The following is a 24488-nucleotide window of genomic DNA, read 5'->3' on the forward strand; positions in this document are numbered from 1 at the left end:
ACAAATGACATGGCGGATAAAGGATACATCATTATAGAAGGAGCTACTGCGTACTGCAGCAGTTCTGTAACCAATAACTCCAATGGAACCGCCGTTCCGATGGAAGTGAAAAGCCAGAAAAAAAAGCTGGGCAAAAACAAATATTTTGCACAGAACAAGCCTGTTGCTACCTATCTTGATGACAAAGCCGACAGCTTCGGAGGAGGCAACGGGTTTGGAAACTGTAAAGGCTCAGACGGGAAAACTTATCCATGTAAAGGTAAATGCAACATAAAATATAAAGACTATTATGAAAACGTAGAATTCAACAAGAGTATGAAAATACTGTTGGATGCTTCTACAGGAAATTGTCCGGGATATGGCGTTCCCGGAACTATTGCTTTTGCAACCACCGGGCAGGCCAACAATGTTTCACAGATTGATGTGAAAGAAGCCGATGAATTTTCTGTTGCCAATACTTCCCCACAGTGGCCTTCATCTTCTGCTTCTGAGGCAAGTATAGCAGTGACATCCATTTCAATGATAAGACCTATACCAACGGATAAACTTAATGGTACTTACTATTATATCAAAGGAATGAATGGCCCGCTTCTTCCTATTATGAATCCTTTTGGCGGAGATAATCTGGATCTGAAAGCTCTGTTCAAAGGCGATGAGAAAAAGATAATCTGGGCACTGTTTAAAGGAGAAGGAACAAAAGATAAAATAAAAACATTTATTGGATTGGGAAGCAATTTCAGCCAATCCATGAGTAAAATATTCGACAGACTTACAGAAGGAAAATACAGACTGGAAGCTTATGGTAAAAAAGCAGGTGATGCCAAATGCTCTCTCAATGTAGAGGTCATACAGGATTTTGTAAAGAAAATTGTCAGCCCGGGATCGTCAACCTTGATTAATATTCCTTTGCCATTATCTATTGAACGTAAGCTCAACAGTACAACAGATCAGGCAAAAATACTGAACCGAGGGTTTTTTATGCCTGTAAATACGGTTCAATGGACTGTGAAACAGGGAACAGCAGTGCTGTATAACAGTTCTTCCGGTGCATCTTCTTCACACCTTGTTTCTGTGGCAGGGGCTGGTGATCGTGTTATCCTCACCTTTAAAAATGCAGGTAAATATACCATAGAAGCATTTACAGATCCTACAGATCCAAAACCCCAGTCTGTAGAAGTGAAAATCGAGAATAGTCTGGGCGTAATGGGAGTCAAAGGCGAACCCGGTTTGGTGAGATTCAGTGATACGATTAAAGTACAGGCTTCCAGGTTCAATGTTAATTATATGCCTTCCGGGACATCTGTATATTGGTATCTTAAAAAAGAAGGAGTGGGAAGAGTTGCCTTATTTGAAAACTCTCCTTCGTTCAGAACTGGCGCAATCAATAAAAGAGTGGCAGAATTACTGTATAACGATGCAAAACTGGCCAGTAATCAGTATTTCGGGAAATATATACTTGAAGCCTATGCTAATCCGATAGGAGCAGGAAAGCAGCCCGGATTCTCAGGTTCAGACTGTTTTAATTTTGAGGTGATTCAAAATGTAATAGATAAATTCACTTTTCCGGCAGCCAATATTCCAAAAGGAACAAAAATAAAATATACAGCAACAGCAAGAATTGCTACGTTGTCCGGAAATGAAACCATAAAAATTGAAGTACCGGATAAAGTGACCAATAACGGAGACGGAACCATTACATTCAATGATCTTGGAGAATACACGATTTCAGCTTATTTAACAGGAGATTATACCGATGGGAAGAAAATAGAAGCGAAAGTAAAAGTTTCAGAACCTACGGTAAAAAGAGCACTTTGGGCGTACGGAACAGGAGTGAAGCGCACTGAAACAGGATTTGGAGAAGAAACCTATGGATTTATTGAACTGGATGGGCTTCAGAATCAGGCCTTAAAAGTAAAAGTCTGGGTAAAAGGAAAAGGCGATGATTTCTATAAAGAGAAAGATAAATATATGCTGGAGGAAAAAACAGTTACCCTTAATAATGAAGGTAAAGCGTCTTTCCTTATCACAACGAATGATGATTACAAGAAAAAATTGCTGGCAGCTATCCCCAAAACAACGGAAAATCCCAATCCATCATACCGAATAGTATTTACGGTAGAATTGCAGGCAAGCTCATCCGGAGATATTGTACTTCCGGGAAACATTACCATTCAGGGAACGAAACCTGTGGTGGTAGACAATACTACAACTTATCTGGAAGTTTTAGATTCCAATGAAGAACTGATCATTACTTCCGAACAGAAAATTGTTTCCATCATGTTCTCTACTGAAGATGGTAAAGATATTCAGCGGATGCAGACTTTCTATGGTAAAACCCACAAAATTTGGGTACACACCGTCAATATGACTGAAGAAATTCTGAAGATTGACGTTCTGAAGGAAATCCCTAAAGAAGGTTTAAACGAAACAGATCATATCACTTATACCCACGAAAGCAAACAAAGCTACAACGAAGAAAAAACAGGAAAAGACGGCTTACTGGAAGTTTCCTTCACAGCAAAAGAAGAATGGAAGAACCCACCGAAAAATTTTGATTACTATATAGCACAGGTTTCCCGTCAGGTGCAGGATCCTGCTGATCCTAAAAAGAAAGTCTGGAAAATAGAAAAAAGCCAGTTTACCATCAACAATACACTTCCTGCTGATCTGGTTCGAACAGAGGATATGGAAAAACTGGGAATCAAAGCCTACAAAAAAGACGGAACTCCTTTTACAAAAGAAGAAATACTGGAACTTAGGAAACAGTTTATTTTTTATGAAAGTGGCTGCCTTAAAGTATCTCAGAAAGAAACTCCTGAAGCTATTGAAAATGATGTGATGCCAGTGGTGGTGGAAATGGCGGAGGTGAAGAGGGATGGCGAAAGTGGTTGTCCACGATGTAAAGCAGAAATTACAATTGATATTCTCAAAAAAGTATACAAAAATGCAAAAAATGAGGATCTTCAGGAATTAGCGCTAACTTTAAATAAATACAGAAATATCTTTGAACTCAATACATGTGCAAGAAAAGCTCATTTTTTTGCGCAATCATTACAAGAAGCAGGAACCAATTTAGAGGGAGGTCTTCATGGGGAAAGTTTAGATTATGCTGCAGAAGATCTGCCAAAACACTTTAAAAAATTCAGGGCAAATCCTGAACTGGGTAAACAAAGCCCCCCAAATGATCTGGCTTATGAGTATGGTAGAAGTTCCAAAAACGGTTATAAATCTAATGAAAAAAAGATAGCGGAAATAGCATATGGAGGAAGACTTGGGAATGAATCAGTTGATGATACTTGGAACTTCAGGGGTAGAGGATTATTACAAATAACAGGAAAAGGTAATTATAAAGAAATTCAGAAGAAAATAGATGAAAAAGCTAGTGACTCTGGTGTTTCAATTGTTGATGGAGTAGATAGAGATTATACGCCTAAGGAAGCTGCAATAACTGGAATGGCAGATTGGTATAAGGATTCTATGTATTTGAAAGCTGATGATACAGGCAAATCAGCTGATGATGTGGTAGTAGATTCTATTATTGATATTTTAAATAAGCTTACACCATCAAGGCTGAACCGTAAAATCTGGTATCGTGGAGGTAAGCTAGGTAACTGGGAAGTTAAAGCTGGTGATTCTATGAAATCTGTATTTAAGGTAGAAGAATGTGGTAAAGGTACAGGATTAAATTTGGTAGGAGATGCTCCATGGTTCCAGGTTGCCTGGAAAGAATATGAAAAATATAAAGGATTAAGGGAAATAGATAGTCCTTTAAAAGAAAAGATCACAGAATATTTTGATGTGTCTTCTGCTGCGGGGCTAGATTATGATTATACAAATCCTTGGTGTGGGGCATTTCTAGCATGGTGTTTTGATCAAACTCAGGATTATAAAAGGATTAATACTGCCAAAAGTGCAGCAGCTTTTGGGTGGAAAGGAAGTACATGGGAAAATGGAGAAGATTGTGAAGCTTTTGTAGGAGCTTTAATAGTTTTTGATTTCTCACACGTGGCATTAATAGCCGGTGAAAATTTAGATGGAACAAGATATGTATATTTGGGGGGAAATCAGGGGAATGGCGAAAAAACAGCAGGGCATCAAAAAATAATTTTAGGCTCTGTTGATAAAAAGAGTAAATCAATTATTGCGATTACAAAACCTAAAAAATATACAATATCTGAAAAAGATAAAGAACTTCCAAAGTATGATGTAAGTGCTGAAAACTCTAAGGAAAGTTCCAGATAATAAAATACAATTTCTATGAATATTAAAAGTAAAATTAGATTAACAATATATTTCTTATTAATAATGAGCAGTTCAAGCTGCCAGGAAAAAAAACAAAATTCAGACAATAGTCAAAAAAACCTAAGTATGAATGATGATACCATAATACAAAAAGTTCTTAAGAAGCAGTTGCAGGAAGGTTCAAGTAAATCAATTGACGAGGCAGGAGCTGAATTAGCTAAAGTACCGTTTGAAATCGAAGAGCTTGAAGCATCTACTGAAACTGCAAAAAAAGTATTATTATCAAATGGATTTAAGGAACTATCTGTTGCCGAATTTAATGATAAAATTAAAGCTGTTTTTGGGAGAATAATTGATAATAGTTCAAGTAATCCATTTTTATATGTAAACTATTTTGATAAATGTGACAGAAGCTTTGTAACTTATAGTAATAATAGTGTTGATTATGAAGGAGGATATATTGACAAAAAAAGAAAACTTTTTACAGACTTCTATTACCTGCCCGAAATTATTGATTATCAAAAAGAATATCCTACACTAAATAACGTTGAGTCTGACAAAATTACTAGAAAATCAAGTTCACAAGTGGATGTTGAAATTCCCCATTGGAAAGATGTTACCAGTTTAAAAGAACAAAGAAAAGTAAATATTCAAAGAATTATTGCAAGGAACATGTATTTGTTCAATAATAATAAAACATATATTATTTGGCTGGTAACTCATGATAAAAACTTTATAAAATTGCTGGTTAAAAATTTTGGTTATGATAAAGAACCTAAATTTAATGAAATGCTTATTAATGAATATATTCAATCTAAAGATCAATATAAAATAGGTGAACTTGTATTTGCTAAAAATTGTAATAATGAATTAGAAGTACGGGAGGGAATATTGCAGAGTTTGACTGATGCTTATCGAAAAAGTTCAAATCCTAAAGATTTATATGGATTAATGGAGTTTGGTTCAAAATTATTAGAAACAGATGAATACAATAATTATTCAGAGAATGAAAAAATTAAAATGGTAGCTTATCTTGCAAATACTTATGATTTCCTGTTCAAAAAAAATCATAGGAATCAGGATGGCTGGGATCCTAGATGGAATATTTTAGGAGCATATTTTGAAGATGATTCAAGAAGTAAGATTAAATGGCCTAAGTTAAAAGAAGAAATGCAGAAAAATAATTATTATAATCTTTCAAATTTAAAAGAAGTAATTAGTTACGCAGAGGGATTTGATAGTGTAGGCGCTCCGGATTAAATTCATAATTAATGATACAAATTTCAAATGTTTTCACAATTATTCTACTATTGATTGCTTGTAACTATAAGGGACAAGACAATAATATGAGCACTGCAAATAGACAATATGCAAAATCAGAAAATTTAGATAGCAAAATTGATGTTGAAAACATTAAAAAACATATTAAACTACAAGAAAAAATTGAGTCTGATGAAGTGGAATATGATGATCCTTATAATTTGAATGTAGAAGATCTAAAATTAGCTTCTTCTATTATCTATGATGATTTGATCAGTAACAGTTATATTGAACCAAAAGCTGAATCCTTTAAAAATAAAATTGAAACTATTTTTTCAATCAGTCATAGTTCTAATAAATGCGTGAGTATCGATCAAACGAATGGGTACATAACAGTATTTGGTAATCATCTTGATGGCAATCCTATGACACTTGAACAAAATAAGTATGAACTTTATTCAACTACTCAGAATACTTTCATTAATACTAATAAACAATTTATTTTTCCAATGCTTTTATTAAAGGAACTAATAAATATTAATGGTGATAATTCTTTTAAAATTAAAGTTCCACGATATATTATTGCCCGTAATATATACCTTTTTAATGATAGTAAGCCACAATTCAAATGGCTTATTTTAAATGATCAAAATTTCATGGAGAGTTTAGTAAAAACTTTCGGGTATACACAAGATCCTGATTTATTAAAATGGGTTACTGAAAGAACAAAGTTTGATGAAAAGGATCCTCGGGATTTTGGTAAGCTTTTTTGGGTTAAAGTGTGTAATGGAAAATTCAAACTGCATGCAGATACCTTCAAGCTTTTACAAAAAATTCATATACCTAATGACCCATCTGAAAATAGATTTATTATTGATAATATCAAAAGCTATTTAGAATTTTTGGGACGTGATAAATCCACTGATCTTACAAGAAATGAAAAATTAAAACTAATGGCTAACTTGGCATATTTTGCTGAACAGTATAATTATGATAAAAAATTTGATGATGATAATAAGATGATGGCTAGACTTCGTTATTTTTTGAATGATGCTGATTTCAAGGTTATAAAAGAAAATAATTTTTTCAGTCTTCCAAAATTTAAAGAGTGGTGGGATAATGCAGATTATGATGCTTATTATGTAGGCGAGTGCGAATATGAAGGAAGCTGCGGTTCAGGATACCAACCTATGGACTATACAGAATGGAGAAAACAACATCCTAAAAAATAATATATAAAGCACAGTTAAATTTAACTGTGCTTTTATTTTAAAAACACAACAATGATAAAGAAGATTATAATTTCTCTGGCTATCTTAATATCGAGTGAATTTTATTCACAAAATATGTTATTGGGCATAAAAAACGCTTTTCTAACTGTTCTTAAATCACAGCTGTCAGCTGGAGTAAGTGGAGAAAAAAGTGAAACAGATTATCCAACCTATCAATTTACATTAAAAGATTTAGAAGCTACAGAATCTATCATATCAAAAGAATTAGAAGACAATGGATACAAAAAGCCAGGTAAAGAAGACTTTGCTAATATGGTCAATAAAGTATTCAATAGGATAATTGATCCGAGATCAGAGTCAAAGTATTTGCATATTAATTTTGAAGATAAATGTTCAAAAGACTTTAATCTTTTTAAAAACTCAAATAGTATTGATGTTAATCCATACAGTACGTATGTTTTTAAAAATGGACTTTTCATTTCAGATTTATACAGCATCCCTGAAATATTGGATTATACTAAATATCCTGAATTATTGCAATATGAAAAAGATGCTGAGAATAATAATCATATAACTGATGTCAAGATATATTATTGGAAAGATATAGCTGATTTAAAAAATATAAGAAAGCAAAATATTAAAACAATTATTGCTAGAAATATGTACCTGTTTAATGATAATAAATCTTATGTTGACTGGTTGATAAGTAATGATATAAGGTTTGTGAAATTAATGGTAAAAACTTTTGGATATACTAAAGAACCAAAGTTCAATGATTTGACGATGAATGACTATTTGAGTAATTTTCAAAATTCCTCTGATATTGGTGATATTATTTTTGTTAAAAATTGTAAGGGAGAATTAGAAATAAGAGTTGACTTGTTAAAGTATATAAAAGAGCACACAAAATCAGACGAAAATAGGCTTTTGAATGCTTTAGAGAATTTTGGATATGCATTGAAAGATAATACCAAGTTTACATCAGAAGAAAAATATAAAATTCTTGCTTATATTGGGAATACAGTTGATCCATTTTATTTGAATTTTGCTGGGGTTAATTCTGGGAATGCCGTATGGAATGCTGAAAGTTTACTTTATAATAGTGTTGTAAAAGATAAAAAAATCATCTTAGTATTTCATAAAAATAAATATTATGGACTTTCTGATTTAAAAGAAAGTTTACACCGAGTTCAGGCAAGTATAGACCATGAAACAGAATAATAAAAAAGCCAGCTCTTATTTAAAGTAGCTGGCTGATTATTTTTAGGATAAAATGTTAAGGAAGGGTTGAAAAATTGATATTAGGAGCTTGTGTAGGAGCAGTAACAGAGAACTGTGAGCCAGGCGCAACAGTTGTGTTAAAGAATCCTCCATTTTGTAAAAAGAAAGCATTATTGCTTGTTCCTCCCATTGCATCTATTCTTTGCTGTGCATTGTAGGTATTATCCACACTAAACTTTGCTCCTGAAATGGCAATCCAGTTACCAGCGGAAGTTCTTACCCATTGATTTTTAAATTCTGCTTTTCTGCCCTGATATCCATTCTCGGGATTGAAATTTTCAACGAAACTATAGAAGCTTTTAAGGTAAGTGCTGGTTTGGGGTCTCTTCCAGCTGGCGATTAGCTTCCATGTGGTAGTATCCGGAGATAAAAACCAGGCGGTGAAGTCTGTTTTTCCGCTGCCATCCGGTTCCCCTTTTAATAAGAATTTATAGGTTTGCCCGGCACTCCAGTTGTATTTATAATAGCTTTGTCCGCCCGAACCTTCATTGCCAAATTCTCCGATGGTTACTCCGGTACCTGATCTGTTGAGAATAATTTTGTGGTCAGGAGGAATATTATTGGGATCGTCAGTATCAAATGGGCTCCATACAGAGAATAAAATCCTTCTTTCTGTGGCAGAGTTCACCTGCATCCCAAAATAGCCCGCACTGAAGCCATTAGCCATAAAATAAGAGCCGATTTTGTCTTCTCCTGCAGGAACTGTTACTTCGTTGTAATAATAGCTAACATTATTGGTTGTTGGAACTACATAGTTCAGATGGCAGGAAGGTCCTCTGCGTGCCCAATAATAGTATGACGGATCATTGCTGTAAATATTGGCTCCTGTAGAAGCTGCTCCACTGAAAGTAATATCTGTAACATCTGCAAAATATCCTCCGGTTTTTGAAACTCCCTGAAGGTCAACTTTCACATAGCCTGGAGTAGAAACGGTAAAATCTCCAACAGCATACTCTTTATTCGAAGCTCCTGTTAGAGTCACATTTTTGGATGTATTTCCTACCGTTATTTTTACAACACTTGTTCCTGATGGGACAGAAGCTTTTAATCCAAGGTTTAATGTTCCTGTATTACTCACTCTGAAATAAGTACTGATAACAGTATTAGAGTTGGTCCAGTTCCCTAAGTTAGTAGAGGTGATCACTTCACTGGCTCCCGATGGTTTTACCGTTAAAAAAGAATTTCCTGCAACCGGAACGTTGAAGGATGATGTATTTTTTAAAGCTGATGTATTTTTTGTGCTGCAACGGTGTCCTCTGTTGCCATAGGGGTTTCTGCACATGATTGAAAAATAAGCAGAGTGGCAATACCCAGAAAAGTATTGGCTAATAATTTTACTCTCATAATTGTATTTGTATTAGGTTTCTCCTACTAAATTAAGCTTTACTCATTAAATAGGAAAGAAATAATTCCCATAATTTTGATTAATTTTTTATTTTTTGAACAAATAGATAACGAAGTTTATATTTTACTAGAGCAGTAAGAGGGTAGACGTAAGAAAATAGGCATAGATAAAAAAAACAAAAAAACCTCTAAAATGAATTAGAGGTTTTAAAGTGGTTTCTCCAGGAATCGAACCAGGGACACATGGATTTTCAATCCATTGCTCTACCAACTGAGCTAAGAAACCATTATATTTTTGTTTGACTTACTTCGTTGTTTTAAAGTGATGCAAAAGTAGTAAGTTTTAGTATACAAAGCAAGTATTCATCGTACTTTTTTTGAATAAACTTAAAAACTTACTGATTATCAGTCGGATTATTTTCCTGCTCCTTTCTGATCTGTTCACTCATCTCTTCCAATACAGGTTTGATCGTGTTTTCCGGAAGATCACTGATTCGGATATACATCAATCCATCAATTGCATCATTAAAGTTGGGATCAACATTAAAAGCAATTACTTTAGCATTTTGTTTGATGTATTTTTTGATCAGAACAGGAAGTCTCAATTCTGGTTCAAGATCATCAATAATCTTGTCCAGTTTATTAAGGTCAGATTCCATTTCCTCAAAGAAAATGTTTTTATCCCTGTCACGAAGCTTTACTTTGTATTCATTCCTTGGAGTGATATATTGAGCTACTGCAGAATCAAAATAATTAGAACGCATAAATTCGATCATCAGTGATTTTGAAAATTCTGAGAATTTGTTGGAAATACTCACACCTCCCATAAGGAATTTATGATCAGGATTTCTCAGGCATACATGTACAATTCCTCTCCATAAAAGGAAAAGCGGAAGTGGTTTCTGCTGATATTCCTGACAGATGTAAGCACGACCCATTTCAATTACCTTTTTGAAGAAAGGATGAATGTCCTGCTCAAACTCAAATAAAGAGCTTGTATAGAAGCCTTTAATACCGTATTTCTTCATTACCTCTCTACCCAGTGCCATTCTGTAAGCTCCAGCCAGTTTTTTCTCCCCATTATCCCAAAGGAAAAGATGGTGGTAATGTTTATCATATTCATCCAGGTCAAACGGAAGATTACTTCCTTCACCTACCGCACGGAAAGTAAGCTCTCTCTGACGTCCTATTTCCCTCATAATAGAAGGAATTTCCTCATAAGTCGTAAAGTAGATCTCATAATTTCCGTTACTGAACAGCATTTTATCCGTTCCTCTCAATTTATCAACATCTTTAATAATGTCTTCAAGAGGAGTTTCATCTATGATATTCTGAACAATGTTTTCTTCCTTCAATAAAGGAAATTTGACAGATAAATTCTGGAGATTGATACTTTGAGCAAGGGATTTTCTCTTTTCATAGTAAGATTTCATCATATAAACCTTGCGTTTCAAAAACTCTCCCAACTCCTCAATCGTTTCCATTTCGTCCATTGCCTTTACGGTAATAGGACGCCCGATTCTGATTCTGATAGGTTTTTCCCTGTCATTCATCATTTCTGCTGGAAGCATAAGAGTCTGCAAATTCGGGTGAAGTTTAGCCACCTGATAAAAAAGTCGGCTGTTCTTAGCGTGGAAATACATAGGAACTACCGGCACTTTAGCCATTCTGATAAGCTTAAGTGCCGTTTTTTCCCATTCCTTATCTAAAATTTCTCCGTAAGGATTGTTCTTGTTGGAAACTTCTCCTGCCGGAAAAATACCTACGCAGCCTCCGTTTTGTAAATGCTTGAGTGTTTCACGCATTCCTGAAGAGCTGCTGTAAGCTTCTTTTCTGTTTTCAAAAGGATTTACAGCGATTACATACGGCTCCATAGGTTTGATCTTTTCCAAAAGGAAATTTCCCATTACCTTAAAATCCGGACGAACCTCTGATAAGACCTTGCACATCAGAATCCCGTCAATAGCACCCAGCGGGTGATTGGAAACCAAAACAAATGGTCCCGTTTTCGGAATCTTTGCCAGATCCTCTTCAAAAGCTACATAGCTTAGGTTTCTTTCTCTCACAAATGAGTCGAAAAAGTCTTTGCCTTCCTTGTCTTTTAATTTATCGTATAATTTATTTACTTCGTTTATTTTAGCAATGCTCATCACAGCAGATGCTACCGGGTTCTTGAGGAACCCAAGTTTACTTAAGCCGGAAGCTTTGATCAGATCGTTTTTCGAAATTAAACTCATGTGTGTTTAGTCGCAATTAATATTATTGTGTTACCATTTGAAGAGTATTCTTGGAGATTTGTTCCAATAATACATTTTTTTCATGGTAAAATTTATCAATGTGATCCTTCTTCGCATTTCTTACTGTGAATAAAGATACATTTTTAATTGCTTCGGTTTTAAAAATTTTTTGAAGCTCTTCGTTGAGCTCATCAAGATGGTTAAATTTATCCTCAAGGCACAATGCCAGAGAGATCGCAGAATTCTGCATCAGGGAAACTTTGATCTTATATTTAGATAAAAATCCGAAAATCAGGCTCATATGATCTTCTGCAATGAAAGAGAAGTCTCTTGTAGAGATTTTCAAAAGATCCTGGTTTTCTTTTAGAATATAAGATTCTTCCTGTTGGTTTTTTTCGGAAGCACCTACTTTTGTTCCTTCTTTAGTAGGATCTACAAAAGATTTTACATAAAAAGGAATATTTTTTTGTTGAAGTGGCTGTAATGTTTTTGGGTGAATAACACTTGCTCCATAGTAAGCCATCTCAATTGCTTCTTCGTAAGAAATATTGGAAAGAAGAGTTACATCACTGAACTTTCTCGGATCTCCGGTCATTACTCCAGGTACATCTTTCCAGATCGTCATTGCTTCAGCATTTAAGCAATATGCAAAAATAGCAGCTGAATAGTCAGATCCTTCTCTTCCTAACGTCACCGTAAAATTATTGTCGTCAGAACCGATGAATCCCTGAGTTACATAGCAGATTTCAGGATTAAGATGAGAAATAAATTCTTCTGTTCTTGTCCAGTCTACCGTACCTTCTCTGTAAGAATTATCCGTTTTTACATAATCTCTGGCATCCAGCCACTGATTCGTAAATTGGATCTCATTCAGATACTCACTCACGATTTTAGTAGAAATCATTTCTCCGCAGCTTACCACCTGATCATACACAAAGTTGTAATTAGGAGATTTATTTCTTCGTAAAAAAGAATCAATATCATCAAAAAAGAGATTGATTTCAGCAAAAACCGCATGATTTTCAGGAAATAGTCCTTCCGCAATCTCCATGTGTTTTCGTTTTATCTTTTCAATCTCAGTTTGATAGTTATCTTTTTTGAAATAAAGTTCTACAACTTTTTCCAACTCATTTGTCGTCTTGCCCATTGCTGAAATTACCAGCAAACATTTGGCAAATCCCTGGCTTTTTAGAACCATGGACACGTTTTTTACACTGTCAGCATCTTTTACCGATGCTCCACCAAACTTGAAAATTTTCATTAAATTGTTAAAAATAAAATTGTTAGATAAAAAATTACATGAGTTTTTTACGGACGTCAAAATTATAAATTTACAACGAGATATGAAATAGCCTAGTGAGGAGATAGAATTAAGATTTCCTTAAAATCAACAAATAATGAAATAATTTTAATTTTTCGCGAGTCTGATGTAACAAATTTGGAGACTTAATTTTCAATAAAGATCTGGTATTATGTTATGTTGTGTTTGTATTTAGTTGAAATACAGTGATTAACCTCTTTTTTAATTAAATTTTCTTAATGCGATAAATTTTCCGAAATTTGGGCAAAACGTAAAAAGAAAAATATGTCAAATCAACCATTACAGACTTTAGGAGAATTTCTTATAGATAAACAGGACGATTTTCAGTATTCTACAGGTGAATTTTCTCGTCTTCTAAGTGCAATAAGATTGGCTTCGAAAGTGGTAAACAGAGAAGTAAATAAAGCGGGAATTGTAGATATTACAGGAGCTGCGGGAAACCAAAACGTTCAGGGAGAAGAGCAGCAAAAACTGGATGTAATCGCTAATGAAATTTTTATTACGGCTTTGTCTCAAAGAGAGGTTGTTTGTGGTATTGCTTCTGAGGAAAATGATGATTTTATTGATATCAAATGCGGTGAAAATGGTCATTTAAGTAAATATGTTGTACTGATCGATCCTTTAGACGGATCTTCCAATATTGATGTAAATGTTTCCGTAGGAACTATTTTCTCTATCTACAGAAGAGTTACCGAACCTGGAACTCCAGTGCAGCTGGAAGACTTTTTACAGAAAGGAATCAATCAGATTGCAGCGGGATATGTTATTTACGGTTCATCTACCATGATTGTTTATACAACAGGAAATGGGGTAAACGGATTTACATTGGATCCATCCTTGGGAACATATTATCTTTCTCATCCTAACATGACTTTCCCAAAAACAGGAAAGATCTATTCTATTAACGAAGGAAACTATATCAAATTTCCTCAGGGAGTAAAAAACTACCTTAAGTACTGCCAGATGGAAGAAGGTGATCGTCCTTACACTTCAAGATATATCGGTTCATTAGTTGCAGATTTCCATAGAAATATGCTGAAAGGAGGGATTTATATTTATCCTTCTTATTCACAGGCTCCAAATGGTAAATTAAGACTCTTATACGAATGTAATCCAATGGCATTCCTTGCTGAACAAGCCGGAGCAAAAGCAACAGACGGATTCAGAAGAATTCTGGAAATAGAACCTACAGAACTTCACCAGAGAATTCCTTTCTTCTGCGGAAGCATTGAAATGGTGGAGAAAGCAGAAGAATTTATGCGTATCGACAGCGTAAAATAAATGGAAGCAACGTACTTACAATATTTATTACAATTTAAACGCCCGAGTGGAACATCTCGCGGCGTTTTGCTTGATAAAGAAACCTATATTCTTACAGTTTCGGAAAACGAAAAAAAAGGAGTAGGGGAATGTGCCATTTTCAGAGGACTGAGTTTTGATGACCGACCTGATTACGAAGAAAAACTGAAGTGGCTTTGTGAAAATATCAATCAGGATACAGCTTTTTTAAAAGAAGAACTGAAAGAGTTTCCTTCCATCTGGTTTGGATACGAGCAGGCAGTTCAGAATCTGAAATATGGAGACAGTCTTTATTTTCCTGGTGAATTTACCGAAGGAAAATCTGCTATTACCATCAACGGGCTGATATGGATGGGCGATGCTGGATATATGGAAGAACAGATTCAGGAGAAACTGGAAAAAGGTTTCCATTGTATCAAATTAAAAATTGGTGTCGATTGGAAATCTGAGCATGTTATTCTCCAGAAATTAAGAGAAAAGTTCTCCAAAGATCAGCTGGAACTTCGTGTGGATGCTAATGGTGGATTCAGTAAAGAGGAAGCGGTCATTGTGTTACAGCAGCTTGCTGATCTTCATATTCACTCTATTGAACAGCCTATTAAAGCCGGAAATTGGAATGATATGGCTGAACTATGTGCAAAAACACCTACTCCCATTGCATTGGATGAAGAACTGATCGGAATTATTGATCCTGAAAAAAAGAAACAACTTTTAGAAACGATAAATCCTCAGTATATTATTCTAAAACCTGCTTTAGTGGGAGGATTTTCTGGTTCAGATGAATGGATTTCTCTAGCAGAAAATCAGAATATAGGCTGGTGGATTACTTCAGCTTTGGAAAGTAATATCGGCTTAAATGCTATTGCTCAGTATACCTTTACTAAAAAAAATCCAATGCCTCAAGGTTTAGGCACTGGAGCTTTATTTGTCAATAATTTTGAATCCGATTTAGAACTCAGAAATGAGCTGCTGTGGTTCAAAATATAACTGTTAAAAATTAATTAGCATAATGGTGGAGGTGAATCTGGACAAGTAGTTTGCCCACAATAGTCAGGTGCCCATGATCTGCAGCACATAGCAACCGGATTCCAGCTGTTGCATCCAAGAGGTGGTCTTCCTCCTTTGATGGATTTTAATTCTCCTCTTTTGATTTTCTTTAGATTTTTCATGTTATTGATTTTATTTGATTGGTAAGTAAATGTCGATAACTTTTTTTAATTATACAACACATGGGGAATTATTTAGTAATATTTAACAATTTTACTAAAAAGCTTGTATTGTTTAAAATCTAAAGGTAATGGTTCCGGTTTTTCAATTTAGCAATCCCTTCCTATGCAGAATAGGTGAGGGATATTTTTAATCCGGTCTTTATGAGGATGTAGTAGTTGTGTATCGAATATTTTGTTGATTTAGAGGTTGTTACTCAGTTAAATCACATCTTTTACGAAGATGGCTTTCTTGATATAGTTTAATATATCAGAAAACCTTTTTTTAATCTGTCCCATAATAAAAAATTGTAATTCCCTAACGTTTGAATTAGCAATCTCTGTGCCATACTGTAAATTGAGGCTAATTTTAACACAGAGTTCATTTTTTAAGAATTATTTTAATTATTTGTTAAGAAATAATTGTGAAAATATTTTCGTTATCCTTTGATCTGTTGGTGATAAGATTTCTGTCAATTCCGTTTAAATTTTGAAAGATATCTTTCTGTACCTGCGAGCTGGAAAGGTATCCCCAATGATTTCCTACTTCATATTTAAGACTGTTGAGAAGATCATCCTTTACAAAGGTACAGTCAATGATAGACACAATATCTTTGTAATGAGCAATATCACTTGGTCCATTTTTACCAAGCCTTGGGGTAAGAATATTTTTGGTAAACTGAGAAGCCCCCAGAATAATATCCTGTCTGTTTAAGTAAATAGAAATCCGGTTGGCTAATAATGGCAGTTTATTGAATGAATCCTCAGAATCTTCAAACACTTTGTAACTCACATCCGCATTCAACAGGAGAACCTGGTCAATAACGCGCAGTATATTCTCTCTCTTAAGGCTGTATAACATACTTTGAAGGACTCTGTTTCCCATAGAGTGAGCCATAAGATGTATTCTTTGATTGCAGGGAGCAAGATCTCGGTTAGAAAAAATATCTTTTAAAAACTGAGTATAGAAATAAAACAATCTCACCAGAGAAGTTCCGGAATTGATGCTGGAAGCCTTATCATCAAAATAACTCAAAGGGATCATACTGCCGGAAGCGGGCCAACTGACAAATAAGATATGCTCTACAGGAGATGCCGGATTATCAATGAATATTTTTTTTAGATCAAGTATGGCCTTTAATTCATCATCAAAATCATACAAATAACCATGGATGAATATCAGTACATCACTTCTGTCTTTTGTAGAAGACATATTTTTGTACAATTCATAAAACATTCTTTGGGTTCCGCCAAGATTATTGGCTGTAAGAGAGGATTTTTTGATTCCTTTTTCATTTAACAGAACATCTAAGACTTCTTCATACCCTTGTTTTTCGGGTTCGGAAAAGAGCTTGTAATTCAGAATATTTCTGTTGGTATAATCTTTCTTCTTTTTGACCTGTGCGGTAGGTTCCTTATAATTGTCAAAATCGCACTTGGCGATCCTGAAATTAGGAATCGAGTATTCTTCATTGGAAAAAGAGTCTACTCTTTCGCCTTTGTGCCGGATAATTTTCCGGTTGCTTAAGATATAAACGGCCATGACGGTTAATTGGTTAAAATGGTATTAGCATCCCGAAATTAGTGAAAAATATTGAAATACAATACATAAGGCTTTTAAATTATCACTTTTACAAAAGCTTATTTTTCCGTAACTTTGTGAAACTTTTTTTGCGAAAAAATAAAAGCTACTTTAATGGAAGAAGAAAAAAAATCACTCAATTTTATTGAGCAAATTATAGAAGATGATTTGGCAAACGGTTTGAAAAGAGATCAGATCCGTTTCCGTTTTCCACCTGAACCTAATGGTTATCTGCATGTAGGGCATACAAAAGCGATCTGCATCAACTTTGGTCTGGGTGAAAAATACAATGCTCCCGTAAACCTTCGTTTCGATGATACGAACCCTGAAAAAGAAGAACAGGAATTCGTAGATTCTATCATGAAAGACGTTGAATGGTTAGGTTTCAAATGGGATAAAGTTTTGTACGCATCCGATTACTTCCAGCAGCTTTACGATTGGGCCGTTCAGTTAATTAAAGAAGAAAAAGCTTACGTAGACGAGCAGCCTTCTGAAGTAATTACTGAACAGAGAAAAAATCCTGCAGAACCGGGAATTGAATCTCCATACAGAAACCGTCCTGTTGAAGAATCTTTAGATTTATTCGAAAGGATGAAAAACGGAGAATTTGAAAGTGGTTCAATGTCTCTTCGTGCAAAAATTGACATGGTTTCACCCAACATGAATATGCGTGACCCTGTGATGTACAGAATTTTGAATAAGCCTCACCACAGAACCGGTACAGCATGGAAAATTTATCCAATGTACGACTGGGCTCATGGTGAATCTGATTATATCGAACAAATCTCGCATTCACTTTGTTCTTTGGAGTTTGAAAATCACAGACCTTTGTATAACTGGTATTTAGATCAGGTTTACGAAGAAGGAAATGTTAAAAACAAGCAGAGAGAATTTGCAAGGATGAATGTTTCCTATATGATTACTTCCAAAAGAAAGCTGCAAAGATTGGTAGCTGAGGGAGTAGTGACGGGATGGGATGATCCTAGAATGCCAACTATCTCAGGGATGAGAAGAAAAGGATTTACTCCTACTTCTATCAGAAACTTTATTGAGAAAGTAGGAGTAGCGAAAAGAGAAAATCTTATCGAAATCCAGTTGCTTGACTTCTGTGTACGTGAAGATCTGAATAAGGTTGCCAAGCGTGTAATGGCAGTGGTAGATCCTGTAAAATTGGTGATCGAAAACTACCCGGAAGACAAAGAAGAGTGGTTAGAAACTGAGAATAATCCTGAACAGGAAAATGCAGGAACAAGAGAAATACCATTCTCAAGAGAAATCTATATAGAACGTGAAGACTTCAAAGAAGAAGCTAACAATAAATTCTTCAGACTTAAATTAGGTGGCGAAGTTCGTTTGAAATCTGCTTACATCATAAAAGCTGAAAGAGTAGAGAAGGACGAAAATGGTGAGATTACTACCATTTATGCTACTTATGATGAGAAGAGTAAGTCAGGAAGCGGAACAGAAGAAAGTTTGAGAAAAGTAAAAGGAACTTTACATTGGGTATCTGCGAAGCATGCTATTCCTGTAGAAGTAAGAATCTACAACCAACTGTTTACAGTGGAACAGCCTGACGCTGAAAAAGATGTAGACTTCTTAAACTTCATCAATCCTGAATCTGTAGCAACGGTAAAAGGATTTGCTGAGCCAAGCCTGAAAGATGTTGCTGTTGGAGAGCCATTACAGTTCCAGAGAATCGGATACTTTACAAAAGATCAGGATTCTACAGAAGATACTTTGGTATTTAACCGTACAGTAACGTTAAAAGATTCTTTTAAACCGGAATAATTTTCGGAAATATATAATACATAAAGCAGGACTTCATTGAAGTTCTGCTTTTTTTGTTGGAAAACGCAAAGGCGCTAAGAATTTTATACATGGGTGAATATTTAAGGAGCAAGGAAACCGAAGATTTCCAGCAAGTGTAATACAATCTAGTCAATCAATATTTTTAACTTTAGAAATCAACAGTGTTCAATTTTATCGGAGATAAAATCCTTGCGCCTTAAAACGTTTCGGAAAAATTATTTTGCGCCTTTGCGTTTTCCAACAGATATTTTAGAAGAGAATCAATCTTAAACAAAAAGCAGAACCTATAATAAGGCCTGCTTTCTTAATAGTTTAAAATCTGAAGTATAAGATTCTATTTCAGAAAATCTTTGTCGCGATATGAAGGATTGGGATATTTATAAAATCCTTCCCCGGTCAGTACTCCCAGTTTTCCTTTGGCAATATAATCTTCTTTTAATTTTTCTACAGCTTTGATCTTTAATGGGTCCTGAGTTTCTTCAGCTTCCATTTTATTGATATTATATGCCGTTGTAATTCCCACAACATCCAGAATACCAAAAGGTCCTGCAGGTGCTCCTGTAGCTACCATCCATGTCTTATCAATTGTTTCTATATCTGATACTTCATCAACCCAAAGATTGACAGCTGCACCAAGCAAAGGAACCAATAGTGAATTGACAATATATCCAGGTTGTTCCTTCTGAATAGGTAATGCTACCATTCCAATATCTTTTGCAAATTGGATAACTGAATTAAATACTTCCTGCGAAGTTCCAGGGTGACGCATCACTTCTCCGGTATTATGCTTCCAGATTTCATTGGCAAAATGAAGGGCTACAAATTTCTCCGGTCTGCCTGTATCTTCAGCAAACTGGCTTGGAAGAAGCGTAGAAGAGTTCGTTGCGAATACTGTTTTTTCAGGGGCTGCCTGTGCCAGCTTATGGTAGAATTCCGTTTTGATAGTCGGATCTTCAGGAACTGCTTCTATCAAAAGATCGGCATCTTTCACCGCTTCAGCAAGGTCTGATGAATAATTGATATTTTTAAATGTGGCATCAAGTTGTTCCTTTGTTGCTCCCAAATCTTGCTGGTAAGCTTCACTTAACGCAGTGAATTTACCTTTGGCTTTTTCCAATACTTCATCATTGATATCATATACGGTAACGTTGAAACCGTGATAGGCAGTCTGGAAGGCGATCTGATATCCCAATACACCACTTCCTGCTATCGTTATATTTTTAAAATCCATGAGATTTATTTTTAGTCTTTTACTCCTTTTACCCATTCCTGAAATCTGGTTAAGAAAGACTCGTGTTCTTCTTTTTCTTCCGGACGGTTTACAAGGATGTGTTCAAAATAAGTTCCTTTTAATATTTTTCTTAAAATTCCTTCTCCTAAGAAAGGCTTATAGTCATTCAAAGCCTGGGTAGCTTTTAATAAATGTCGGATGTCATATTGTAACGGATTGATATCCGGAACTTGTTTGTTGAGATTAAGAAGGTTGTAAACAGCTATTCTCGCCGTTCTCACAGAGCTTTCCATAGTGAAGACAACATCATTATTGGTTTCTACAAACTGCCCTACAAGGCCTAAGTTGGTACATCCTTCAGGAACTACTCTCGGACGGTCTCCCATCGCTCTCGGCATAAACATAGAAGTGATGTAAGGCATGAATGCTGTACGTACAATGGTGTTTTCTATGACATTATCCAGTTGATCAGTCATTCCAAGGTGATAACACAGCTCGGCAAGAATCTCGTTTCCGGTACACTGAGGCATTGGTTTTTTAATATAATTACCTTCTTTGTCCATCAGTAAAGCATATACCCAAACAACAAGGATATCATCCGGCTGGGTAGGGAAGTGAGGCTGTCTGTTGCAGGTAAAGCTCATCACCCAATTAGAGTCTGTAATGGTAATAATACCACCTGTAGCTGTTCTTCCTGAATAAGGATCATTTACACACAGTTCTTTCAGTTTTTCTGTAAAAGCAGAAGGACGACAGGTTAATGTAGCAGATTCCCATGAAGATTTTTCAATATGGCTACAGAATTTTTCAGGTTTTCCGAATACTTCAGATTTTGCAGCCAGGTTTTTCCATAACTTCCATCCTGCACTTTGTCCGGCATTGCTGTTATCTATTGTCACTTCAGGAACGGTATTGTTGTCGCCGTAGAAAGTACTTTCAGTCATTGATCCGGTAGTCACGATAACGTAATCTTCTTTACCCACTGGAATTCTTACTTCCTCTCCGTTCTGTTCTGTAATAATACCTTCTACTGTTTTTCCTTCTGTATTGATGTGAATGTCAAGATCTTTTACCAAAGTATTAAACTGGATTTGTACCCCTTTTTCTACCAGGAAGTTTTTGAGTGGTGTTACATAGGTATCATATTGGTTGTATTTTGGGAAAACCAGGCATGAGAAGTCTTTCATTCCGTCAATAGCATGAAGGAATCTGTGCATGTACAGTTTCAATTCCAGTAAGCTGTGCCAGTTTTCGAAGGCAAACATAGAACGCCAGAAGAACCAGAAATTACTGTTGAGGAATGATTCAGAAAAATAATCTTCAATGGTAAGATCGTCCAGCTCTTCTTTTTTCTTTAACAGCAATTTTACAATTGCCAGCTGATCTTTTTTCTCCAAACCGAATTTGCTGAAATCTTTAATTTGTCCCTGGTTGTGGATTAGTCTTGCTTTAGAATAATTTGGGTCGTTGTCATTAACAAGGCGGTATTCATCCAAGACACTGTAGGGTGCAGGTAGCTCCAGAGCAGGAATATCCTGGAACATATCCCATAAATTTTCATAAGTCATATCCATTTCTCTACCCCCACGGATGATGTAACCATCTTTTGCATTACCGGCTCCATCCAGAGATCCGCCTTCAACATTCAGCTGGTCAAGGAAAATAATGTTTTTGCCCGGTACACGGCCGTCACGGATAAAATAATAAGCGGCAGACATGCCGGCAATTCCGCTTCCTACAATATAGATTTTACTGTTTTCGTAAGACTGTAAAGGAATTCCTTTATTACGTTGATAGTTTCCGATCTGGTCGGAGAAAGGCATAGTTTTTTCAGGAGTGTTAATCTGAACTTCTTTACTTGAATCCGGTTCGTGGTTCACTTTTCCAAACTGCTCAGAGGCATTTAAAACTTTGTCGAATTTTGAATTGATCGTACTCATTTTGTATTGTTTTTAATTAACAGTATAAAGGTAGCTCTATTCACAAAGCAATATATATCCCCAAGTTCAGAATTATTATCCCCAAATTCTCATGACTGAATATTTTCTTTAATCCTGTATTCTGAAGGGGAAAGCGTAGTATGTTTTTTAAAGAAACGGCCGAATGCCGAAGCGGAATTAAACTGTAGCTCAAATGCAATTTCAGAAATCGTTATATCAGGATTTCCGAGCATGACATAAGCTTCTTTCAGTAAGGCTTCATCAATCACTTCATGAGGTGTTTTTCCGCTTGCTTTTTTTATGATTTCTATTAGGTATTTATTGGAAACATGGAGCTGGTCTGCATAAAACTGAACGGTTCGTTCCCTGTTGATATTTTCTCTGATCAACTTACTGAACTTCAGATAAAGATCTTTTTTTCCTTCTTCTTTTGCCGGATTTGATGTGTTTTGATGTTCCATAATCTCAGCCGTCTCCAACAACAGATTGAAAATAATGGTACGGATAATTTCTTCTGTAAATTTTCCCTGTTTCTTCGATTTTTTATCAAGATAATCCAGAAGATTTTGCAGCTGCGAAGAATTTTTTGCAGACGTTTTTACAATGCTGTACGAACCTTTGGAAAAAAGATTCATTTTCTCGATGATGAAAGGATTAGAGATATTTTTAATCAGAAAATTCTTGTCAAAAAACAACAGTTTCATCGTAAAATCATCGCTGGTTTTTCCAAACTTTACAATGGTGGAAGGAGCCGCCATCAAAAAACTGTGAACATCCACTTTATATTTCTGACGGTCTATCTCAATATTGATTTCTCCTGCGGTACAAATGCAGAGTGCATAATAATCCATTCTGAAAGGCGCTTTGGGAAATTCAAAAATGGGTTTTCCTGAAGAAATATAATAAGATTGGCGGCAGTCAATACTGTAAAAAGATAGGGTATCATGCAAATTTTCGTAGGTTATCATTCTTACGTATTGGTTAAGTTTTTATTATGTTTTAGAGTCTTTTTTAGCTCAAAATACCTGTTGTTACTGCAATTTACGATTTTTATAAAGCTCTTAGAGTTTTATATAGTAAAAAAAAATGTTTTTTTAAGGATACAGATGATGATCTGTTTTTATAGACTTTATTTATAAAAACAGGGTTTAAACAAGGGTTTTTGGGTTATTTTTATCTAATTTTGCACTTTCGAATTTCCCCTCCAAAATATTATTGTGAAACTAATTAACGTATATACGAGTTCTTTTAAAGGACTCTCGCAAGAGAGTTGGATGCTGGCGTTGGTAATGCTCATCAACAGAGCCGGTTCTATGGTGCTTCCGTTTTTGGGAGTTTATATGACCAATCATTTACATTTCAGTATTGAAAATTCAGGAATTGTACTGAGCTTTTTCGGGATAGGTTCCGTTATCGGATCCTGGCTGGGAGGAATGATTACGGATAAAATAGGGGAATATAGGGTACAGAGTCTGAGTTTATTGCTCAGTGTTCCTTTATTTTGTTTAATTCCGCTTTTTACAACGGAAGCTGGCCTGGCAGGAATTATTTTAGCCCAAAGTATTGTAAGTGAAACTTTCCGTCCGGCAAACTCCGTGGCAATTACCAAATATGCAAAACCTGAAAATATCACCCGAGCTTTCTCTCTAAACCGTATGGCTGTAAATCTTGGGTTTTCAATTGGTCCTGCGCTGGGTGGTATTTTGTCAGCTATTTCTTATGAATTTCTGTTTTTCAGTAATGCACTAGCTGCTTTGCTGGCGGGATTGATGTATATCTGGTTCTTCAAAGACCGTGCAAGACTGGCGAAAGAGAAAGCGAAAAAAGTAAAAGAAGTTATCATTATTAAAAAAGAAAGTTCGCCTTACCGCGATGGTAAATTTTTGATTTACTGTGTATTCTGTATGTTGTTTTCCATATGTTTCTTCCAGTTGTTCAGTACTCTGACGATATTTTATAAGGATACAGCACATTTAAGTCAGCAAAACATTGGATATATCTTGGGATATAGCGGTTTTCTGATCGTACTGCTTGAAATGGGACTGGTACAAATCGCTGAGAAATATTTTACTTTAGCTTTTACAATGCTGTTCGGGACTTTCCTGTGTGGTATTTCCTATGCAATGCTGGCGTTTGATTACAGTATGATTACCCTTGTGCTGTCTATGACCTTACTTTGTGTAGGAGAAATATGGACACTTCCATTTATGTCTACAATTACAGCATTACGCTCGGGAGAGCACAATAAAGGGGCTTACATGGGATTGAACGGGATATCATTTTCCATTGCATTTATCATTACACCTTATATAGGAACACTCATTGCCGAAAAATTAGGATTCAATGTATTATGGATCGGAACCGGACTGCTTGCCGTATTTATTGCCATTGGTTTTTATTTTATCATTCCGTGGATGCTTAAAGATAAAAATAAAGCTGAAGAAGAGATGATATAATGGTTTTGATTGATGAATTTTAAAATAAAAGGCTTCGGGCAATTTCGTA

16 protein-coding genes and 1 tRNA gene are annotated in these 24488 nt (G+C 35.3%); 8 read left to right on the forward strand and 9 right to left on the reverse strand.

Annotated elements, in window-relative coordinates; genetic code table 11:
• Nucleotides 1–9 precede the first annotated feature (9 nt).
• From REB14_RS10620 to REB14_RS10635, 4 genes are read left to right on the forward strand one after another with little or no spacing between them, the layout of a single operon-like run.
• Nucleotides 10–4242, forward strand: a complete 4233-nt coding sequence (locus REB14_RS10620; RefSeq protein WP_309522150.1) for a hypothetical protein — start codon at nucleotides 10–12, stop codon at nucleotides 4240–4242.
• A gap of 15 nt (nucleotides 4243–4257) precedes the next feature.
• On the forward strand, nucleotides 4258–5502 hold the full coding sequence (locus tag REB14_RS10625; RefSeq protein WP_309522151.1) for a hypothetical protein: 1245 nt from the start codon (nucleotides 4258–4260) through the stop codon (nucleotides 5500–5502).
• Between the two features lie 11 nt (nucleotides 5503–5513).
• Nucleotides 5514–6734: a hypothetical protein gene (locus REB14_RS10630; protein WP_309522152.1), complete on the forward strand. Its 1221-nt coding sequence runs from the start codon at nucleotides 5514–5516 to the stop codon at nucleotides 6732–6734.
• Nucleotides 6735–6785: 51 nt separating this feature from the next.
• A complete protein-coding gene (locus tag REB14_RS10635) occupies nucleotides 6786–7955 on the forward strand; it encodes a hypothetical protein (protein ID WP_309522153.1) in 1170 nt (389 codons plus the stop codon).
• Nucleotides 7956–8010: 55 nt separating this feature from the next.
• Here the strand turns inward: REB14_RS10635 and REB14_RS10640 are convergent, their stop codons facing one another.
• From REB14_RS10640 to REB14_RS10655, 4 genes are all read right to left on the reverse strand, one after another.
• The gene (locus REB14_RS10640; RefSeq protein WP_309522154.1) at nucleotides 8011–9297 is read right to left on the reverse strand and encodes a DUF3472 domain-containing protein; all 1287 of its coding nucleotides are present in this window, start codon (nucleotides 9295–9297) and stop codon (nucleotides 8011–8013) included.
• 275 nt (nucleotides 9298–9572) lie between these two features.
• Nucleotides 9573–9645 (reverse strand) — tRNA-Phe (locus REB14_RS10645).
• Between the two features lie 109 nt (nucleotides 9646–9754).
• Nucleotides 9755–11596, reverse strand: a complete 1842-nt coding sequence (locus REB14_RS10650; RefSeq protein ID WP_309522155.1) for a lysophospholipid acyltransferase family protein — start codon at nucleotides 11594–11596, stop codon at nucleotides 9755–9757.
• Nucleotides 11597–11618: 22 nt separating this feature from the next.
• Complete coding sequence (locus REB14_RS10655; protein WP_079242736.1) at nucleotides 11619–12857, reverse strand: aspartate kinase; 1239 nt, start codon at nucleotides 12855–12857, stop codon at nucleotides 11619–11621.
• Between the two features lie 324 nt (nucleotides 12858–13181).
• Between REB14_RS10655 and fbp the strand changes: the two genes are divergently transcribed.
• Entirely contained in the window at nucleotides 13182–14198 is a 1017-nt protein-coding gene (gene fbp, locus REB14_RS10660) for a class 1 fructose-bisphosphatase (protein ID WP_034695188.1), read from the forward strand.
• Nucleotides 14199–15203: an o-succinylbenzoate synthase gene (locus REB14_RS10665; RefSeq protein WP_079242735.1), complete on the forward strand. Its 1005-nt coding sequence runs from the start codon at nucleotides 14199–14201 to the stop codon at nucleotides 15201–15203. It abuts the gene before it with no gap.
• Between the two features lie 14 nt (nucleotides 15204–15217).
• Here REB14_RS10665 and REB14_RS10670 read toward each other — a convergent pair whose 3' ends face one another.
• The gene (locus REB14_RS10670) at nucleotides 15218–15385 is read right to left on the reverse strand and encodes a bacteriocin-like protein (RefSeq protein ID WP_156106428.1); all 168 of its coding nucleotides are present in this window, start codon (nucleotides 15383–15385) and stop codon (nucleotides 15218–15220) included.
• 448 nt (nucleotides 15386–15833) lie between these two features.
• The gene (locus REB14_RS10675) at nucleotides 15834–16964 is read right to left on the reverse strand and encodes an alpha/beta hydrolase (protein ID WP_079242734.1); all 1131 of its coding nucleotides are present in this window, start codon (nucleotides 16962–16964) and stop codon (nucleotides 15834–15836) included.
• A gap of 153 nt (nucleotides 16965–17117) precedes the next feature.
• Between REB14_RS10675 and REB14_RS10680 the strand changes: the two genes are divergently transcribed.
• Nucleotides 17118–18791 carry a glutamine--tRNA ligase/YqeY domain fusion protein gene (locus REB14_RS10680; protein ID WP_079242733.1) on the forward strand — a complete coding sequence of 558 codons (1674 nt, stop codon included), beginning with the start codon at nucleotides 17118–17120 and terminating at the stop codon, nucleotides 18789–18791.
• Between the two features lie 355 nt (nucleotides 18792–19146).
• On the opposite strand, the gene REB14_RS10685 is transcribed toward REB14_RS10680, so the two are convergent.
• The 3 genes from REB14_RS10685 to REB14_RS10695 form a co-directional block, all read right to left on the reverse strand.
• The gene (locus REB14_RS10685; RefSeq protein ID WP_079243967.1) at nucleotides 19147–20043 is read right to left on the reverse strand and encodes a 3-hydroxyacyl-CoA dehydrogenase; all 897 of its coding nucleotides are present in this window, start codon (nucleotides 20041–20043) and stop codon (nucleotides 19147–19149) included.
• A gap of 11 nt (nucleotides 20044–20054) precedes the next feature.
• A complete protein-coding gene (locus REB14_RS10690) occupies nucleotides 20055–21983 on the reverse strand; it encodes an oleate hydratase (RefSeq protein WP_309522156.1) in 1929 nt (642 codons plus the stop codon).
• An 89-nt stretch (nucleotides 21984–22072) separates the two neighbouring features.
• Nucleotides 22073–22951 (reverse strand): helix-turn-helix domain-containing protein, encoded by an 879-nt coding sequence (locus REB14_RS10695; protein ID WP_309522157.1) that lies wholly within the window; start codon nucleotides 22949–22951, stop codon nucleotides 22073–22075.
• Nucleotides 22952–23257: 306 nt separating this feature from the next.
• On the opposite strand from REB14_RS10695, the gene REB14_RS10700 reads away from it, so the two are divergent.
• Nucleotides 23258–24439 (forward strand): MFS transporter, encoded by a 1182-nt coding sequence (locus tag REB14_RS10700; RefSeq protein WP_079242730.1) that lies wholly within the window; start codon nucleotides 23258–23260, stop codon nucleotides 24437–24439.
• Nucleotides 24440–24488: the final 49 nt, after the last annotated feature.

This window comes from Chryseobacterium metallicongregator (genome assembly GCF_031324065.1).
GTDB lineage: Bacteria > Bacteroidota > Bacteroidia > Flavobacteriales > Weeksellaceae > Chryseobacterium > Chryseobacterium metallicongregator.

Bases quoted from the DNA above. Each gene is read 5' to 3' on its own strand.
- REB14_RS10695 (WP_309522157.1), bottom strand. From the start codon at position 22,951: ATGATAACCTACGAAAATTTGCATGATACCCTATCTTTTTACAGTATT.
- REB14_RS10700 (WP_079242730.1), top strand. From the start codon at position 23,258: ATGCTGGCGTTGGTAATGCTCATCAACAGAGCCGGTTCTATGGTGCTT.
- REB14_RS10650 (WP_309522155.1), bottom strand. From the start codon at position 11,596: ATGAGTTTAATTTCGAAAAACGATCTGATCAAAGCTTCCGGCTTAAGT.
- REB14_RS10630 (WP_309522152.1), top strand. From the start codon at position 5,514: ATGATACAAATTTCAAATGTTTTCACAATTATTCTACTATTGATTGCT.
- REB14_RS10680 (WP_079242733.1), top strand. From the start codon at position 17,118: ATGGAAGAAGAAAAAAAATCACTCAATTTTATTGAGCAAATTATAGAA.
- REB14_RS10625 (WP_309522151.1), top strand. From the start codon at position 4,258: ATGAATATTAAAAGTAAAATTAGATTAACAATATATTTCTTATTAATA.
- REB14_RS10640 (WP_309522154.1), bottom strand. From the start codon at position 9,297: ATGTGCAGAAACCCCTATGGCAACAGAGGACACCGTTGCAGCACAAAA.
- REB14_RS10655 (WP_079242736.1), bottom strand. From the start codon at position 12,857: ATGAAAATTTTCAAGTTTGGTGGAGCATCGGTAAAAGATGCTGACAGT.
- fbp (WP_034695188.1), top strand. From the start codon at position 13,182: ATGTCAAATCAACCATTACAGACTTTAGGAGAATTTCTTATAGATAAA.
- REB14_RS10635 (WP_309522153.1), top strand. From the start codon at position 6,786: ATGATAAAGAAGATTATAATTTCTCTGGCTATCTTAATATCGAGTGAA.
- REB14_RS10620 (WP_309522150.1), top strand. From the start codon at position 10: ATGGCGGATAAAGGATACATCATTATAGAAGGAGCTACTGCGTACTGC.
- REB14_RS10670 (WP_156106428.1), bottom strand. From the start codon at position 15,385: ATGAAAAATCTAAAGAAAATCAAAAGAGGAGAATTAAAATCCATCAAA.
- REB14_RS10675 (WP_079242734.1), bottom strand. From the start codon at position 16,964: ATGGCCGTTTATATCTTAAGCAACCGGAAAATTATCCGGCACAAAGGC.
- REB14_RS10665 (WP_079242735.1), top strand. From the start codon at position 14,199: ATGGAAGCAACGTACTTACAATATTTATTACAATTTAAACGCCCGAGT.
- REB14_RS10685 (WP_079243967.1), bottom strand. From the start codon at position 20,043: ATGGATTTTAAAAATATAACGATAGCAGGAAGTGGTGTATTGGGATAT.
- REB14_RS10690 (WP_309522156.1), bottom strand. From the start codon at position 21,983: ATGAGTACGATCAATTCAAAATTCGACAAAGTTTTAAATGCCTCTGAG.